Source organism: Blautia caccae (assembly GCF_040095955.1).
In the GTDB taxonomy this organism is placed as follows: domain Bacteria; phylum Bacillota; class Clostridia; order Lachnospirales; family Lachnospiraceae; genus Blautia; species Blautia celeris.
In genome coordinates, this window is the sequence record NZ_JBBMFP010000023.1 from 41,200 (window position 1) to 58,855 (window position 17,656).

General features: G+C 46.3%; 14 protein-coding genes and 1 other annotated feature. Of the genes, 10 read left to right on the forward strand and 4 right to left on the reverse strand.

The window, feature by feature from the left end; translation table 11 throughout:
- Window positions 1-131: 131 nt before the first annotated feature.
- The 5 genes from WMO65_RS20585 to WMO65_RS20605 all read left to right on the forward strand — a co-directional run bounded on the left by WMO65_RS20585 (window position 132) and on the right by WMO65_RS20605 (window position 5,189).
- On the forward strand, window positions 132-1,154 hold the full coding sequence (locus WMO65_RS20585; RefSeq protein WP_033139046.1) for a sugar kinase: 1,023 nt from the start codon (window positions 132-134) through the stop codon (window positions 1,152-1,154).
- A gap of 184 nt (window positions 1,155-1,338) precedes the next feature.
- A complete protein-coding gene (locus tag WMO65_RS20590; protein ID WP_148393318.1) occupies window positions 1,339-1,698 on the forward strand; it encodes a hypothetical protein in 360 nt (119 codons plus the stop codon).
- Window positions 1,685-1,939 (forward strand): YlmC/YmxH family sporulation protein, encoded by a 255-nt coding sequence (locus WMO65_RS20595; RefSeq protein WP_018598391.1) that lies wholly within the window; start codon window positions 1,685-1,687, stop codon window positions 1,937-1,939. Before WMO65_RS20590 ends, WMO65_RS20595 begins: the two co-directional genes overlap by 14 nt.
- 78 nt (window positions 1,940-2,017) lie before the next feature.
- Window positions 2,018-3,550: a glucosyltransferase domain-containing protein gene (locus tag WMO65_RS20600; RefSeq protein ID WP_148393317.1), complete on the forward strand. Its 1,533-nt coding sequence runs from the start codon at window positions 2,018-2,020 to the stop codon at window positions 3,548-3,550.
- A gap of 136 nt (window positions 3,551-3,686) precedes the next feature.
- Window positions 3,687-5,189: an alpha-N-arabinofuranosidase gene (locus WMO65_RS20605; protein ID WP_148393316.1), complete on the forward strand. Its 1,503-nt coding sequence runs from the start codon at window positions 3,687-3,689 to the stop codon at window positions 5,187-5,189.
- 44 nt (window positions 5,190-5,233) lie between these two features.
- On the opposite strand, the gene WMO65_RS20610 is transcribed toward WMO65_RS20605, so the two are convergent.
- The 4 genes from WMO65_RS20610 to WMO65_RS20625 form a co-directional block, all read right to left on the reverse strand.
- Complete coding sequence (locus WMO65_RS20610) at window positions 5,234-6,061, reverse strand: undecaprenyl-diphosphate phosphatase (RefSeq protein ID WP_148393315.1); 828 nt, start codon at window positions 6,059-6,061, stop codon at window positions 5,234-5,236.
- 42 nt (window positions 6,062-6,103) lie between these two features.
- Window positions 6,104-8,065 (reverse strand): threonine--tRNA ligase, encoded by a 1,962-nt coding sequence (gene thrS / locus WMO65_RS20615; protein WP_148393314.1) that lies wholly within the window; start codon window positions 8,063-8,065, stop codon window positions 6,104-6,106.
- Window positions 8,066-8,124: 59 nt separating this feature from the next.
- Window positions 8,125-8,319 (reverse strand) — a binding site (T-box leader).
- Between the two features lie 112 nt (window positions 8,320-8,431).
- Window positions 8,432-9,211, reverse strand: coding sequence for an RNA polymerase sporulation sigma factor SigG (gene sigG, locus WMO65_RS20620; protein WP_033142663.1), 780 nt, complete (start codon window positions 9,209-9,211; stop codon window positions 8,432-8,434).
- A 178-nt stretch (window positions 9,212-9,389) separates the two neighbouring features.
- Complete coding sequence (locus WMO65_RS20625) at window positions 9,390-10,565, reverse strand: Gfo/Idh/MocA family protein (protein WP_148393313.1); 1,176 nt, start codon at window positions 10,563-10,565, stop codon at window positions 9,390-9,392.
- 364 nt (window positions 10,566-10,929) lie between these two features.
- Here WMO65_RS20625 and WMO65_RS20630 point away from each other — a divergent pair, with 364 nt between their 5' ends.
- The 5 genes from WMO65_RS20630 to WMO65_RS20650 all read left to right on the forward strand — a co-directional run bounded on the left by WMO65_RS20630 (window position 10,930) and on the right by WMO65_RS20650 (window position 17,602).
- The gene (locus WMO65_RS20630; protein WP_148393312.1) at window positions 10,930-12,261 is read left to right on the forward strand and encodes a sugar ABC transporter substrate-binding protein; all 1,332 of its coding nucleotides are present in this window, start codon (window positions 10,930-10,932) and stop codon (window positions 12,259-12,261) included.
- Between the two features lie 65 nt (window positions 12,262-12,326).
- Window positions 12,327-13,235, forward strand: a complete 909-nt coding sequence (locus tag WMO65_RS20635) for a carbohydrate ABC transporter permease (RefSeq protein ID WP_148393311.1) — start codon at window positions 12,327-12,329, stop codon at window positions 13,233-13,235.
- 11 nt (window positions 13,236-13,246) lie between these two features.
- Window positions 13,247-14,086 carry a carbohydrate ABC transporter permease gene (locus WMO65_RS20640; RefSeq protein WP_148393310.1) on the forward strand — a complete coding sequence of 280 codons (840 nt, stop codon included), beginning with the start codon at window positions 13,247-13,249 and terminating at the stop codon, window positions 14,084-14,086.
- A 185-nt stretch (window positions 14,087-14,271) separates the two neighbouring features.
- The gene (locus WMO65_RS20645) at window positions 14,272-16,116 is read left to right on the forward strand and encodes a cache domain-containing sensor histidine kinase (RefSeq protein ID WP_148393309.1); all 1,845 of its coding nucleotides are present in this window, start codon (window positions 14,272-14,274) and stop codon (window positions 16,114-16,116) included.
- Window positions 16,106-17,602 (forward strand): response regulator transcription factor, encoded by a 1,497-nt coding sequence (locus tag WMO65_RS20650; RefSeq protein WP_148393308.1) that lies wholly within the window; start codon window positions 16,106-16,108, stop codon window positions 17,600-17,602. Before WMO65_RS20645 ends, WMO65_RS20650 begins: the two co-directional genes overlap by 11 nt.
- The last annotated feature ends 54 nt before the right edge of the window (window positions 17,603-17,656 follow it).

Here is a 17,656-nt window from a genome sequence, read left to right on the forward strand (position 1 = left end):
ATGTTGTGAAAACAGCATCCCATTGTTTATAACAGCAGATCATTTGGAAAGTATTCTCTGCTGAAACAGATTGGATGGGACAGCAGATTTATGGTTAGTGATAGATTAAGAGAATCAGGGAGGGTTTTAAGATGAAAAAAGATTTTGATTTGCTTTCATTAGGAGAGATTTTACTGAGGCTGTCACCGCCGGATAATGAGAGAATCGTGCGCGGTGAGACATTTCAGAAGCAGGTGGGCGGCGCTGAGTTAAATGTGGTGTCAGGTGCGTCTCTTCTGGGCCTCAGGACAGGAATCATATCCAAGCTGCCGGATAATGCTCTGGGTGTTTATGCCAAGAACAGGGTTCGTTTCTGCGGAGTCAGTGATGACTATCTGGTGTATGACGAGGAGCCGGATGCAAGGCTGGGTATCTATTATTATGAAAACGGAGCATATCCCAGGAAACCAAGTGTGGTTTATGACAGGCGGCATGCGTCTTTCTGTAAGATCAGGATGGAGGAGCTGCCGCAGGAGATGTTTGCAAACACCAGGTGTTTCCATACCAGCGGGATCACACTGGCGTTGTCGGAGAATACCAGGAATACAGCGGTGGAGATGATCAGGAAGTTTAAGGAGAATGGGGCGATTATTTCTTTTGATGTGAATTTTAGGGGAAATCTCTGGACCGGGGCGGAGGCGAAAGAATGTATTGAGAAGATTCTGCCCTATGTGGATGTTTTCTTCTGTTCTGAGGATACGGCAAGGCTGACGTTTTTGAAAGATGGGGACGTGAAGTCTATGATGAAGAGTTTTACGGAGGAATATCCGATTTCTATTGTGGCTTCTACGCAGAGGATTGTGCATAGTCCTAAGGTGCATACGTTTGGGTCTGTGATCTATAATGCGGAGGAAGACAGGTACTATGAGGAGGAGCCGTATCGGGATATTGAGGTTGTGGACAGGATTGGGAGTGGGGATGCTTATATTTCCGGAGCGCTTTATGGGCTGCTGGCACATGAGTTTGACTGTCAGAAGGCGCTTCAGTATGGGAATGCGACCAGTTCGGTGAAGAATACGATTCCGGGGGATCTGCCTTCTTGTGATTTGAAGGAGATTGATCGGATTATTCGGAATCATATGGGTATGGGGGCGCAGGTGGAAATGGATCGATGATGTAGGGACGCATAAAAGGAGACACAAAACGAAGGATGGTCGAAGGGGGACGCCCAAAGGGGAAGACCGGCAGGGGCAGCAGGCCCGCAGGGGGTTCTCCGGCTGATGCCTTCGTCGGCTAGTCTTGCTAAGAAAAAAATGAAGCCCCGGACAAGGCACCGGGCAGAACCGCAGTCCAGCCTTTATGGCTGAACTGCTCAACTGCCCTGAAATTTCGGATGGTAACCGAAATTTCTCCTTGTCCGGGGCTTCATTTTTTCCTAAGCAAGTCTACGCCTCCTACGGAACACCAGCCGGAAAACCCCCTGCGGGCCTGCTGCCCCTGCCGGTCTTCCCCTTTGGCCTGAGAGCGTCGTTCGGGAGGAAAAGAGAGAACGTCGCTTGGGAGGAAAAGAGAGACCGTCACTTGGAAGGAAAAGAGAGAGCGTCGTTCGGAAGGAAAAGAGAGACCGTTATTCGGGAGAAAAAAGTGGAAATTGGACGGGGTGGGGGGCATAGGATAGGTAATAAGGGTGAATTTTGGTGGGATTATGCGGGTTTGTGATTTGAGGCAGAAGGAAGTTATTAATATCTGTACTTGTAAGAGTCTGGGGTGTCCTTTGGATGTGGAGTTTGATCCTAAGACGGGGTGTCTGACGGCGATCATTGTGCCGGTGCCGGGGAAGCTTTGCGGACTGTTTGGGCCGGCCAGTGAGTATGTGATTCCATGGCAGTGTATTAAGCAGATTGGGGAGGATATCATTCTGGTGGAGATCAAGGAGGATAAGTTTCTAAAGAAAGAATAAGAATTTACGCGGAGGTGGTTCCTTGACACGCTTTTTCTGTTGAAGTATGATAGAGGGCAGTAATAAGGAGGGGAACCAATGAAGGGATTTTTGGTGAAGTATAAGAGAGCGTTTCTGTTCTCACTGGTGTTTTCTCTTGTTTGTTTTGGGTTTATGCTGACGCATTTTACCATAACGATCGATGAGGAAACTTGGATTCTGGCAAATCAGCCGTCGCTTTTGTGGCTTTTGCAGGGGAGATTTTCAGTCTGGCTGTTTGATCTGGTTTTTACAAGGGAAGGGAATTTTGCTCCGTTTCTCTGGGATTTCCTTTCGGTGGTGTGCTGGCATTTTTCAGGGGTTGTATTTGCCTATGCGCTGCTGGGTAAGGAAAAGGTCAAAGAGTGGCAGATGTTTTTCTTTACGGCCTATTATGCGTCACTGCCGTTTGTGGTGGGAGAGATTCTTTCTTTTTCCATGTTCAATCTGCAGGTGTGTACAGCAATGGTGGCTGTCGCTTTTGGGTTTGTGTACAGTATCCGGTTTGTGGAGGGCAGGGGGAAAAAGGATGCAGGTCTTGCATTTTTGCTGCTGCTGTACAGTTTTGCTATTTATCAGGCATTGATCTGTGTGTATGTGACAGGGGTGGTGGCTTATTGTCTTCTGAAATTTGTGAAGAGGGAAGAGAAGGGGCTGCTGCGGTTTATTGTGACCTGTGCGGTGCTCTGCGCTGCGGCTGCTGCGGTATATTATGGGATTGATATGATCATCTGGCATTTTTCAGGGACTGCCGGGTATCTGGAGGAGAATTATATCGGCTGGTTCAGTGAGAACTGGAAGGCAATGTTCGCGGCTTCCGTTCTCAATGTGGGCAGGGTCTCTTTTTCCATTCCCTATGAGGGAGAATATATTTACGGCGGAGAGGTGATCCGCTGTGTGACAGTGCTCTTTGTAATCTATGCTGTCTGGCTGTTTTTTAGGCGCAGAGGGGCAAAGGATAAGCTTGGGGTATTTTTCTATACGGCTGCTCTTTGTATTGCACCCTTTGTTATGTATCTGCTTTTGGCAACCTACAAGACCCATGGCAGGATGCTTCTGGCAATTCCCCTGGCGGGTGCTGTGCAGATTTATCTTATATTCAGTGCGATCAGGAGAAATGTGGTAAAGAAGGCCATGATCGTGCTTGTGTCTTATCTGCTGTTTCTGAACGCGAGGAATATGAATATGATCTATTATTATGGAAGTATTGCCTATCAGAGGGATGTGACCACAGCGTCCCAGCTCATGTATGACATCCAGAGAGCAGGCATGGACTACCATACAAAGCCCATAGCTTTTGTGGGGATGGTACAGCCGGACGAGCTGCCTGTTCAGAAGTCGGATACACTGGGCGGCTCCATTTTCGCCTGGGATGAGGGAAATGTATCCAGAATGAAGGACTTTCTCCGAACACAGGGGTACGCAGTGACAGCGGCATCTGCAGAGATGATCGGAAGAGCCGCAGCGGAGGCGGAATCCATGACCTCATGGCCGCAGGAGGGCAGTATCCGGGAAGTGGATGATATGATCATTGTAAAATTCTCACAGCCCACGGAAAAATGGTACAGTGTAAATAATGTAGTGACAGAATAATGCGGATGACCGCAGTGTGAAGAACAAACGCACTGCGGTCATTTTTTTCGGAAATGAATAAAAAACAAATTGTATTGAAGTGCATACAAGTGATACTCTATAGGTAAGAACTTTATGAGGAAAAGGAGCATTCAGGATGACAAAACTGGTGATTAACCCAAAGGTAAAGAAGAGTAAAATACATAAGGAGATTTACGGACATTTCTCTGAACATCTGGGAAGATGTATCTATGAGGGGCTGTATGTGGGAGAGGATTCCCCGATTCCAAATGTGAACGGTATGCGGACGGATGTAGTGGAAGCCCTGAAGAAAATGAAGATTCCGGTGCTGCGCTGGCCGGGGGGATGTTTTGCGGATGAGTATCACTGGAAGGACGGAATCGGGCCGAAAGAGAGCAGGAAGAAAATTATCAATACCCACTGGGGTGGTGTTGTGGAGGACAACAGCTTAGGAACCCATGAGTTTTTTGAACTGTGCCGCCAGCTTGGCTGTGAGGCCTATGTAAACGGAAATGTGGGGAGCGGAACTGTGCAGGAAATGTCAGAGTGGGTGGAGTATATGACCTTTGACGGTGTTTCTCCCATGGCAGACCTGAGAAAAGAAAACGGACATGAGGAGTCCTGGGACGTGGCGTTCTTCGGTGTGGGAAATGAAAACTGGGGCTGCGGCGGAAATATGACGCCGGAGTATTACGGCAATGAATACCGCCGTTATCAGACCTATGTGAGAGATTATAAGGCGGATAAAAAGATATACAAAATTGCCTGCGGAGCAAATGTGGATGATTATGAGTGGACAGAGGGTGTGATGCATACCTGTTTCCGCCACAGCCAGCCTTTCCAGCACGGATTTATGGATGGCCTTTCCCTGCATTATTACACGCACCCGGAGGGATGGGACATTAAGGGAAGTGCCACGGATTTTGATGATAAGGTCTGGTACAAAACTCTGAGCAAAACACTTTATATGGAAGAGCTGATCAACCGTCACGGTGCCATTATGGACAAGTATGACCCGGAGAAGAAGATCGGAATGATCGTGGATGAGTGGGGGACCTGGTTTACCGTGGAGCCCGGCACAAATCCGGGATTTCTTTACCAGCAGAACACCATGAGGGATGCACTGGTGGCAGGCATCAATCTGAATATTTTCAACAAACACAGTGACCGTGTCCATATGGCAAATCTGGCCCAGCTTGTGAATGTTCTCCAGTCTGTGATCCTGACAGAAGGGGAGAAGATGCTGCTGACACCGACCTACCATGTATTTCACATGTATAAATACCATCAGGATGCGGATCTTCTGGAAAGCCGTATCGACACAAAGACCATAGGAGCGGAGGCGGAGTATCAGGTGCCGAACCTGACAGAGTCCGTATCAGTGGATGCGGAGGGAGTGATGCATATAACAATCACAAACCTTTCCCTGGATGAGGATTACGATGTGGATGCACTGATCCTGGAAAAACCTGTGACAGAGGTTAGAGGAGAGATCCTGGCGGAAGAGATGCATGCCATGAATACTTTTGAGGAGCCGGAAACTGTTAAGGTGAAAGAGTTTAGAGATGTGAAGATCACGGACAAAGGAATTGCGTTTACCATACCTGCGTGCAGCGTGCTGCATCTGGCAGTAAAATAAGAGAAAAACAGGGCGTTTTCCATGGGGAAAGCGCCCTGTCTGCGTCATCCAAGGAAGGCAAAATAGAGGATGACGATCATGCCGAGTATGATACGGTAGACACCGAATATTTTAAAGTCATGTTTTCTGATGTAGCCCAGAAGCATGCGGATGGCAAAAATGGATACGATAAAGGGGACAAAGGTTCCGATTATCAGGAGAATCCATTCTTCACCGGAAAACATGCCTGTTTTCAGGAAATATTTCAGCAGCTTCAGACCGCTGGCGCCGGCCATGACCGGTATGGCAAGAAAGAAGGAAAATTCACTGGCTACATAACGGGAGCAGCCCAGAATGACAGCGCCCAGGATGGTTGCGCCGCTTCTGGAGGTTCCGGGAATTGCCGCCAGCACCTGGAAACAGCCGATGAAAAAGGCTGCCTGATAGGTAAGTGCCTCCAGAGAATCCATTGTCGGCTGTTTTTTTCTGCTCTCAATGACAAGAAAGGCAATACCGTACAGGATCAGGGTTGCAGCGATTATGTATACACTGGACAGATAGTCCTCCAGAACCACATCAAGGGGCAGTCCCGCGATCACGATGGGAATACATCCCACAGCCACCTTTTTCCACAGTGTGTAGGTCTCCTGTTTTTCGGCGGCGCTTTTCTTTGGAGAAAGGGGGTTCAGCTTGTGGAAAAACAGGACCAGAACAGCCAGTATGGAGCCGAACTGGATCACCACTTTGAAGACTTCAAAAAATTCCGGTGTGGAGGTCATGGGCCAGATATTGTCAAACAAGATCAAATGCCCTGTGCTGCTGATGGGCAGCCATTCTGTGATACCCTGAATGATACCGAGAATGACCGCCTTTAAGATTTCAATAAAATCCATGAATACTTTTCCTTTCTGTGATGCCCGTCGTGAGTCGTGAGATTACTGGTTGTTTGGTGTTTCGATGCGGCGGATTTCCTTTGTGCGGATTTCCTTGCAGAGAGCATTAATGAAATCATCCAGGGATTTCTGGCCTTCATCACCAAGGAAACGGCTTCTGACTGCCACTTTTCCTTCTGCTTCTTCCTTTTCGCCCACAACGATCATGTAAGGAACTTTTGCGAGCCTTGCCTCACGGATCTTGTAGCCAATCTTTTCGGAACGCTCGTCTATGGTGCAGAGGATACCGTTTTTCTTTAACTCGCTTTCTACTCTGACCGCGTAATCCTGGTATTTTTCAGAGATGGGAAGGATGCGGACCTGTTCCGGGCAGAGCCAGGTGGGGAACATGCCGGCATATTTTTCAATGAGCCATGCCAGAGTCCTCTCATAGCAGCCGATGGAGGTTCTGTGGATAATGTACGGGCGGACTTTTTCTCCGTTCTGGTCAATATAGTACATGTCAAACTGTTCAGCCAGCAGTGCATCCCACTGTATGGTGATCATGGTATCCTCTTTGCCGTATACATTTTTGGCATTGATATCTACCTTGGGGCCGTAGAAGGCGGCTTCTCCCACATCCTCCACAAATGGAACATCCAGTTCCACTAAAATGCTGCGGATATGCTGTTCCGTCTGTTCCCATACCTTGGCATCGCCGATATACTTTTCTGTATTTTCCGGGTCCCATTTGGATAAATGATAAGTCACATCATCCTGAAGGCCCAGTGTGGTCAGGCATTTCTTGGCAAGCGCCAGACAGCCTTTGAATTCTTCCACCATCTGATCCGGGCGGACGATCAGGTGGCCCTCCGAGATGGTGAACTGGCGGACACGTGTCAGGCCGTGCATTTCGCCGGAATCCTCGTTTCTGAACAGTGTGGAGGTCTCGCTGTAGCGAAGAGGCAGGTCGCGGTAGGAGCGCTGTCTGGATTTATATACATAATACTGGAAGGGGCAGGTCATGGGGCGCAGAGCAAACACTTCTTTGTCTGTCTCCTCATCTCCCAGAACAAACATGCCGTCCTTGTAGTGGTCCCAGTGACCGGATATCTTGTATAAGTCACTTTTGGCCATGAGGGGTGTTTTGGTACGGATATAGCCCCAATTGTTGTCCTCCTCATCCTCGATCCATCTCTGGAGTGTCTGGATGATCTTAGCGCCTTTTGGCATCAGCAGGGGAAGGCCCTGTCCGATCACATCAACGGTGGTGAATAATTCCATTTCACGTCCAAGCTTGTTGTGGTCACGTTTTTTGATCTCTTCCAAGTGCTGGAGATATTCGTTCAGCTCATCCTTTGTGGAAAAGGCGCTGCCGTATATTCTCTGCAGCATGGGTTTGCTGGAATCCCCTCTCCAGTAAGCACCTGAGGAGGAGGTCAGTTTAAACGCTTTGATGCCTTTTGTGTTCATAAGATGAGGTCCTGCGCACAGATCAACGAAATCTCCCTGGGAGTAGAAGGAAATCTCAGCATCTGCGGGAAGGTCTGTGATCAGTTCCACTTTGTAGGGTTCTTCTTTTTCTGTCATGAGGCGGATGGCCTCCTCTCTTGGGAGAGTGAAGCGTTCGAGTTTGTTTCCTTTCTTGATGATCCGTTTCATCTCTTTTTCCAGTTGGTCAAGGTCCTCTCTGGAAAATGGTTCTGCCTCAAAGTCATAGTAGAAGCCGGTGTCGATTGCCGGCCCGATTGCCAGTTTGGCATTGGGAAACAGATGTCTGACAGCTTCAGCCAGTACATGGGAGCAGGTATGGCGGACAACACGAAGTCCTTCCGGATCTCTGGCTGTGAGAATGTTCAGGCTGCAGTCCTTGTGGATGACAGTTCTTAAATCCACGATCTGACCGTCCACCTGGCCTGCGCAGGCAGCCCGTGCCAGTCCTTCGCTTATGTCAAAGGCAATGTCAATGACTGATTTGGATTCCGTATATTCTTTTACGGAGCCGTCTTTTAATGTGATCTTCATTCTTTTTTCCTCCATGAGTAATTGATTAAATAAAAAAAACCTGAACAATCCTAAGACTGTTCAGGGACGATAAACAAGATACCGCGGTTCCACCCTTTTTGCAAATACCACTCATTCAGACGATAACGGTGTCGGCCGGACTTTATTAAAGCCGCTCCAGGGTGGTCTTCAAATGTTTCCCCATAGAATGCTCACACCGTATGCATTCCTCTCTGCATGGATAGACATTTTACTCTTCCTGTCTACGCGTTGGATCATATGGCAGAATGCAGCGGCAGACCTGTTGAAAGGCTGCGGATACATTCTGAATTGGTGTTTAGCATATCATCTATGGGCGTGAATGTCAAGTCAGGAGCGTGAGGATTTTCAGGGACGGAGATAGTTTTTCATGTTTTTCAGCGCGTGCTTTTCCAGACGGCTGACCTGAGCCTGGGAGATGCCGATTTCCCGGGCAACCTCCATCTGGGTTTTTCCTTCGTAGAAACGCATTTCGATAATGTGTTTTTCCCTGTCATCCAGGCGTTTCATGGCCTCCTTCAGGGACAGATCCTCAATCCAGTTTTCCTCTCTGTTCTTTTTATCACTGATCTGATCCATAACATACAGGGTATCCCCGCCCTCTGTGTATACAGGTTCGTAGAGGCTGACCGGGCTTTGGATGGCATCCAGGGCATAGACAATGTCTTCTTTTTCAATGCCGATCTCCTCGGCAATCTCATTGATGGTGGGCTCTTTTAGATTTTTCTTGACGTAATTTTCTTTGGCATAGATGGCTTTGTACGCTGTATCCCGGAGAGAACGGCTGACCCGGATAGAGTTGTTGTCGCGCAGATACCTGCGGATCTCACCGATGATCATGGGAACCGCATAAGTAGAAAATTTCACGTTCAGTGTCGTGTCGAAATTGTCAATGGCCTTCATCAGCCCAATGCAGCCAATCTGGAAGAGATCATCTACATTTTCGTTGCTGGCGGAGAAACGTTTGATGATACTGAGCACCAGCCTCAAATTTCCCTTGATATATAATTCTCTGGCTTCCGTATCTCCCTTTTTGATCCGCTCGAACAGAATGTCTTTCTCTTCATTGGTAAGTACAGGGAGTTTGGAAGTGTTCACACCGCATATTTCAACTTTATTAAGTGCCATTGCAAGAATCCTCCTGGAAATTTTAATGTCTAGTAAAATGATTCTCACCTGGTGCGGACAATATACGACAACCTGGAAAATTTAATAAAGTTTTAGCCCTTGACAATTCAGAAAAACAGATATAAAAACCCCTTGTTTTCAACAAAATTGTTTGGAAAACAAGGGGTTTGGGTTATGGTTAAAGCTGTTCAAACCGGGGAATGGTGATCACTTCCCCGCCTTTCATGGCGGATTCATGTGCACAGATTCCGGTGCCGGTCCAGTAGGCGCCCATGATATCATCGATGGCGGGTTTTCGGTCTTCCAGGATGGAGCGGACGAATTCATGTACCAGGTGGGGGTGAGAACCACCGTGTCCGCCGCCTTGCTTAAAAGAGAGGTGTGTATTTTCATTGTTGTAAACCGTATTGGTGGTGAAGGATGCAATCTCATCAGGCAGAAGGTGAGCATAATCAGGTATCCTGACCCGTTCCTCCAGAATTTCTCCGCCTCTGCTGGATTCTTCTTTTTCTTCATTCAGGATATCCACTTTCTGCAGTGCTCCTGTTCTGGTGTAGATGACAGGATCTTCCTCTGCAAGCTGCTGCCACTCAAAGCTTTTATTCTCCCCATATACACGGAAACACTCAGAATAACTTCTGGCAACTCCGTATAAAAAGCGCTCCATCTCAATTGTGATATCACTGTCCTGAAGGGTGATAAAAGCTGCTTCAAAAGCGTAAGGACATCCATACGGTTCTTCCAGTTCGCGACGGACTTTACCTGAACCTCTGGCGTATACTTTTTCCGGCAGATGTCCCGCAAGCATCAGACATGGTGCAACCGCATGGGTGGGATGCATAAGGGGAGGAAAACCTTTCCAGTAATCAGGCCAGCCTTCCATATCCTGATAGTGGGCGCATGTCATGTACTGCAGACGGCCAAGTTCTCCTTTCTCATACAGTTCTTTCAGATAGAGAAATTCCCTCTGGAAGATGGTGGTTTCCATGAACATATAATTCTTGTCTGCGGCCTTTCTTGCGGCAATAACCTGTTTTAATTCCTCCAGGCTCATGCCCATGGGGATTGTGCAGCCGCAGTGTTTTCCTGCATTCAGCACCCGTACAGAAAACGGTGCGTGTGTGGAAGGCGGCGTCACCAGATGGACGGCATCAATCTCGGGTATATCCAGAACATTCTGCAAGTCAGTGAAGCACTGGCTTTGGGGGATGCTGTACCGTTCTCTGGCAATGTCCAGAAGTTTTTGATTTTTGTCTACAACATAGACCTTATCCACATCGGGATGCCTGCAGTAGATGGCAACGAATTCCAGGCCAAAGCTCAGTCCAACCAGGGCTACATTTAATTTTTTCATATTCAAAGTCCTCCTTTTCTTCTGTACATAAGATTTTAGTCCAGATACACGTATCAGGGAATGAAGATAACTTTTGAATCAGAGCGAAATAATCGAAAAAACAGACAGGTTTTTTTGCGGATCAGTACATATTTTATTTTTAAGCCGTAAAAAACTTAAAAATACAACAGGTGGAAAAAAGATAAGGAATTTGAAAATTTTTTAAGAAGGAACGGTAAAAAGTCAAATAATATATTTATTCTAAAAATAACAGGGATATGGTTTAATGTGTTTATAGCAATTCCGAAACAGCCGGCGTTTTGAAAATGCAGAGAAGGGTACAGTAAACCGTTAAAAAATTGTAAGGAAAAGAAGGTATGAAGGTATGAAAAGAAAAAAAGTGACAGCCGTACTGATGGCGGCAGCAATGATATTAGGGACCACAGCGTGCGGTAGTTCCGACAGCGGTCAGGAGAACAAGAAAGAAGAAAACACCGAGAATGAAAAAAAGGAAGACAGCCGGGAGAACAGTGATAAGGGAGATTCTGCAGAGATTACACTTCTTATGACAAATGACTGGGTTGATGAATCCACGGACCTTGGCGGGGAGTTTACAAAGACTATCAGGCAGTATGAGGAGGAACATCCCGGTACAAAAATTACGCTGCAGGGAGCTTCCCAGCAGGATATTAAGGAATCTTTTCAGACAGCGGCCCTGGCAGGCGGCGGTGCAGATATTGTGATTATGGATAATTCAGGACATGCCATTGATTTGGCGGCAATGGGTCTTCTATATCCTTTGAGTGAACTGGCCACGCCGGAGGATCTGGTTTCCCAGTATCAGGAAGGGCCGCTGAATTCCGGTAAGTTCCAGGGAGAATATTACTCTGTTCCCTGGTACATGGACTGCTGCGGTTTGTACTATAACAAGGAACGTCTGGATGAACTGGGACTTTCAGTTCCCACAAACTGGGAAGAGCTTTCCGGTGCCCTTGAAAAAGTGAAGGAGGCCGGATACGGCGGAATCATCACCTATCAGAGTGCATATGCGTTTTATTCCTTCTTCTATCAGAATGAATGTCCGGTCATTGATACCAGCAGTGAGACACCATCTGTGGTGATTGATAATGAACAGGGGAAAGAAGCCTGGGACTATATCTGCGGCATGATTGAAAACGGAGGACTGGTAGAATCATTTAAAGAGGCTACAACATGGGATAAGGTTTATGAAAGCTTTGCCAATGGAGAGGCCACCTTCCTTCTGGGCGGGGACTGGTGTGCAAGCGGTGTTGACGGTATCAATCCTGATCTGGATTATGGGATCACCACCATGGTGGAAGGAAAGACACAGGCAACCGTACTGGGAGGCTGGACCTGGAATATCAACGCTAACAGCAAGAATCCGGAACTGGCATATGATTTGATCCAGTACATCAATTCTGAAAAAGGAGATCCGATTCTGGCTGTCCAGGGAAAGATTTCCGCACGTAAGGATTTTGATTATGCAAAAGCGCTGGAGGGAAAAGAACGCCTGAAGGTATTTACAGATGAGTTCCCATATACCTGTGCCCGTCCGGCCGTTATCAATGAAAAGGCCATCGACGAACTGATTACCAATGCGATCCTGGAGGTGGATTACGGAAAGGCAACGGCAGAGGAAGCGCTTAAGTCCCTGACGCAGAAACTGAACGAGAATATTGCATCCAACTATAAGTAGACAAGAAAGCGGGTTATCGTCTCTCCGGCGCAGCCGGGGAGAGCTGCCCGTCCTGAGGTGGGATTATGGGAAGAAAACAAAAAAGGGCGGGACTGGAACTGAAGAAAAACTGGCCTGGATATCTGCTTCTGGCACCGGCGGTCACGGCAGTCCTGGCCCTCTCGATCTATCCGCTGTTCCGCGGTATTTATCTTAGTTTTGTCAATTACAATCTGGTTCGTCCAAAGGACAGTATCTTCAATACCTTTGCAGGACTGGAAAATTATAAGAATATATTTGCCAACAAGATTTTTCTGCAGTCTATCGGAAATACAGTAAAATGGACACTGGTGAATCTTGTTATACAGCTTGTGGCAGCCATGCTGCTGGCGCTGGCACTGAATATGAAACTGAAAGGAAGGTCTGTATACCGCACTTTGATTCTGGTGCCCTGGGCTGTTCCGCACGCGATCGCGGCAATGACATTTACCTTTTTATATAATGCAAATGTGGGAATCATCAACATACTTGCCGTAAAGTTAGGAGCTATCACGGAATCCATCTCCTGGCTTGGGAATATCGGCTCTGCCTTCTGGTGCGTGGTTCTTGTGGCAATCTGGAAGGGGATTCCGTTCCAGATGATATTTATTCTGGCTGCGCTGCAGGGCATTCCCGGTGATGTATATGAGAGCGCTGAAATTGACGGGGCCAGCCGTTTCCAATGCTTTTGGAGAATCACGCTGCCTATCATCAAGGAGCCGCTGGCAATAGCCACGATTTTGAATCTTATAGGTATTGTGTCCTGCTTTAACACCATCTGGCTGATGACCGGCGGCGGCCCCCTGTACAGTACGGAGATACTTTACACCTTTGCCTACCGTGAAGCCTTTATTAACCATAACTTCGGTACGGCAGCGGCGGCGTCTGTGATTTTATTTATTTTCATGGCAGTATTTTCCGGGATATATCTGCGCATGGTAAGTGAGAAAGAGTAGAGGAGGGGCAAATGCTGAATAAAAAACAGAAAAAGAATATCAGAATGGCAGGTGCTTATATCTTTACAGTTCTGATGGTATTTATTGCTGTGGCGCCGTTTGTGTACGTTGTGCTGACAGCGCTGAAAACACAGGAACAGATATATGATCCAAAGCAGATCATTCCTACATATGTGACATTTGAAAATTTCCGCCATGTGATTTTTGAATCAAATTTTGTCAGATATTTTATGAACAGTATATTTATTACGGCAGTGACAACGGTTATCTGTATGGTATTGTCTGTCATGGCTGCATATGGGCTGACAAGATACTACATTTTGGGCGCCGGGAAAATCAAGATGGCAGTGCTGATGACGAGAATGTTTCCGGGAATCCTGCTGTGTATACCGTATTATATTATCATGAAACATTTTCAGCTCATTGACAGTTATGTGGGGCTGATACTGATGTACTGTTCCTTTACCCTTCCTTTTGCCATCTGGAATACCTGTGCATTTTTTACCACGATTCCGTGGGAACTGGAGGAATCAGCCATGATCGACGGATGCAGCAGATTACGTTCCTTTTTCTCCGTTATCTTTTACGTGGCAAAACCGGGACTGTTTGTGACAGCGCTTTTCTGTTTCATGTCATCCTGGGATGAATATATGTATGCATCTATTTTCATCAACACAACACTAAAAAAGACCATTCAGGTGGGAATGCAGGATTTTATCGGACAATACTCTGTGGACTGGGGATTATTGATGTCAGCAGTGGTTATCAGCCTTGTTCCCATATTGCTGTTCTTCGCATTAGTGCAGAAGAACCTTGTGGAAGGACTGTCTGCCGGAGCTGTGAAGGGGTAGATTTAAGGGTTGGCGCACAAAATGTGCGGCAGCCCTGTTTTGCTGAGCAGGAATTGCGGAGAAAGCCATATAGCTCAGACAAGCTTCGCGATGGGCCGAACTGGAAAGTAATGGGAATACAAGGCGAAAAGTTGACAAAAAGATTTAAGATATTAGAATGAAGGATAAAAGAGGGCGGATACCGTATGGAGAGGGAAAGAAGCAGACATTTCAGTCTGAAAAACAAAAGTATCAGGACACAGCTCATTGTGTACATGGGGTGTTTTGTGGTCCTGCCGTTGTGTCTGGCACTTATGTTTCTGAACATTTATTTACAGAGGGTTACAACAGAAAACATGACCAGTTATGATTCAACACTTCTGTCTCAGATCAAGGCAAACGGAGATCAGATGATTGAAGTGACCAACTACTCTACCAGTATGATGATGACCAGCAAAAGTGTATTGGAGAATCTGCACACGATGGCTCGTTCCGGGGACAGTTATGATCTGTATCGGGCTAAGACAGAGCTGTCAGCAAGGCTGTCTGAGATGGAAAGCTCAGTTCTGAATGCAGTGGGGGGCAAAATTGCCATTTTGACAAACTCCGGATATCTGATCGGTGCACACAATCTGAGCCGTACTTCCGTAGATTATGAAGGACAGGACTGGTATCAGCAGATTGTATCCAATGGACGAAAAACCACTTTCTGCACAGAACTGCAGGATTTTTTTGCAGAGATGACCACATATCCTATACGGGAATACCGCTATCTCTACATCGGCAGAAGTGTGCTGGATTATTCCGGCGAGAAGCTGGGGGTTCTTCTCATTCAGCTCTCCGGTACAAAGATATGGGGGAAATTCACGCAGGCCATGGTGCCCCTGGACGAGGGGACTTTTTATATTTTTGACGGCAGCAGGGAAATGCAGATGGAATATAATGGGGAAAAAGATAGGCTGGTGCAGTTACTCATAAAAGAGGAACCTGTGTGGAGGAAAGAAGCTGATACCATTATCCAGGGAGTTTTGAAAAATGGTTATAAGTACATGGCAGTTTCTATGGAGCACGGCGGGAATACTTTGGTGTACGCCGTTCCGGCCAGGGTCTATCTGGAGGGAAATCTTAGGATTTCCAGAAATATTCTCGGAATGGTTCTGCTTTTAATTGCCGCCACCATAATCACCATGATTTATTTTTCCAGGAAACTGTCAAGGCCACTTACGAATCTGGTGGAGAATCTGGAAAACTCTGAGAACGGAATCCTGAAGATTCAGGAGCCGGAACAGTCATTTCTGGAAATACATAAATTTATTGCAAGCTACAACAGGGCGGGACTGAGGATAGAGGAACTGATTGAAAAGGTGAAGACAGAAAGCCATCTGAAAGAGAAGGCTCATTATGAGATGTTGATGTCGCAGATCTCTCCGCATTTTATATTCAACACCGTGAATTCTATCCGAATCATGGCCAGGGAGGAGCAGGATGTGAGGACCTCCCGTGCATTGGAATCCCTGGGGGAGATCCTGCACGGTGTCTATGACAACAGAAACGGCATGACAACAGTGGGACAGGAGACAGCGCTTTTAGAGGCCTATGTGGATATTATGAAATTCAGATTCGGAAATTCTTTTCAGTATTATAATGTGATCCCCACGGATTTATATTTCTACGAAATCCCTGCATTTACCATGCAGCCTATTGTGGAAAATGCTATTCTGCACGGCGTAAAAGATGTGACGGCGGGGCAGATCATTGTCTCAGCAGTGGAATATGAGCATGATTTTCTGATTTCCATATTTAACAACGGAAATTCTGCAGATAAGGATATGGTGGAGGAGATGCTGAAAAGTCCGCACAGGAATCAAAGGACATTTACCGGTATGGGGCTTTACAATGTGAACTCCCGTTTAAAAATGCTGTACGGGGACAATTATGGGCTGATATTCAATGAACAGGTAAAAGCGGGATTTGAAATATGGATTCGGATTCCAAAGAAAACGGAATTTCAGGCACATTCACGGGCAGAAAGGAAAGGGTATGAAGAATAAGGTATTGATCATAGAAGATGAGATATTGGCCAGAGTCGGCCTGCATCAGCTCCTTGATTGGGAGGCTCTTGGATTTATTCTGCTGGAGGATGCAAAGGATGGACAGGAAGCAATCCAATCCATAGAAAATAATCATCCGGACATTCTGCTTCTTGACCTGAATATACCGAAAGTGAACGGACTGCAGATTCTGGAATATTTAAATAAAAATAATCTGGACTGTAAAGTTATTGTTATAAGCTGTAATGAAGAATTTGAGATGGTAAAAGAGGCTATGAAGCTGGGGGCATATGATTATCTGCGGAAACTGAATCTCTCTTCCCAGGAGCTGAAGGAAATTCTTTTGAAATGCAGGGCAGAAAAGCAGCCGTTTTTCCGTGTCCGGGAAATACGGTATGAGGAGATTATCAGCCACACAGGAAAAGACATCTTTCAGGATGTGGGGACTTACCGGACGCTTCTGTGTATTCTGCCCCATAAAGAAAAACAGGATGGGATATTTTCTGTTACCGAGCAGTGCAGAGCGTGGTTTCAGAAGCGCGGGCAGGAATATCTGCAGATTCACAAAGGGGCGCAGTGCTGTTATTTTGTGTTTGACAGCCGGTTTCCGGGAGAATTTTATGAGGAGCTTTACCAGATATTGATGCAGCGCTGTCTGATAAAGTTATATTTGGGAATCTATGAGGGGGTCATGAAGGAAGAGACGGACATTAACCGGGCCATTGCCCTTGCAGAGCAGATTCAGATGATGAGCTATTATGACGAAGAACAGAGAATACATTATTTTACAGAAAAAATACCGGCGAAAGAACACAGTCCAAATAGAATGACGCATATGCAGGCAGAGCTGAAGAAGGCGGTAAGTGAATTGGACAGGGAGGAGATAAAAAAGACTATAACACATATTTTCACGGCTGTATATGAAGAACGGTATATAAATATGAATGTGCTGCGGCGTATTTTTATGGATATGCTTGGGGTATTCTCTATGACTGCCCAGGGATTAAACGGGGCTATTGAGGAAATTGAAGTGCGCGGTGATAATTGTCATTATCAGTCACTGATGATGAGCAGCAGTTTGTCAGAAATAGAAAAATGGTTTTTGGAATTTACAGATGCTTTTTATGAGCGGTTTTTGATTGATTATAAATGCAGCCGTTCTGAGATTCTCTGCAGTGTTTTTCGTTATATTGATACGCATCTGCGGACACAGATACATCAGTCAGAAGCAGCCAGAGAAATCGGTGTTTCCAGTGCCTATCTGAGTACAGTATTTAAAAAGGAGATGGGGCAGAATTTTATTGAATATGTGAATATGAGGAAGGTGGAGCTGGCAAAGGAAATGTTGGAGAAGGGTTATCTCGTATATGAAATTTCTGACGTATTGGGATTTGAGAACTGTACATATTTTTCAAAAGTGTTCAAAAAATATACGGAAATGTCGCCGGATACGTTCAGGAAAGAGAGAGGAAATAAAAAGTTGTAAATGACAATATATAGATTGCAAATGCAAAATGAATATGATATCATAAAAATTGAG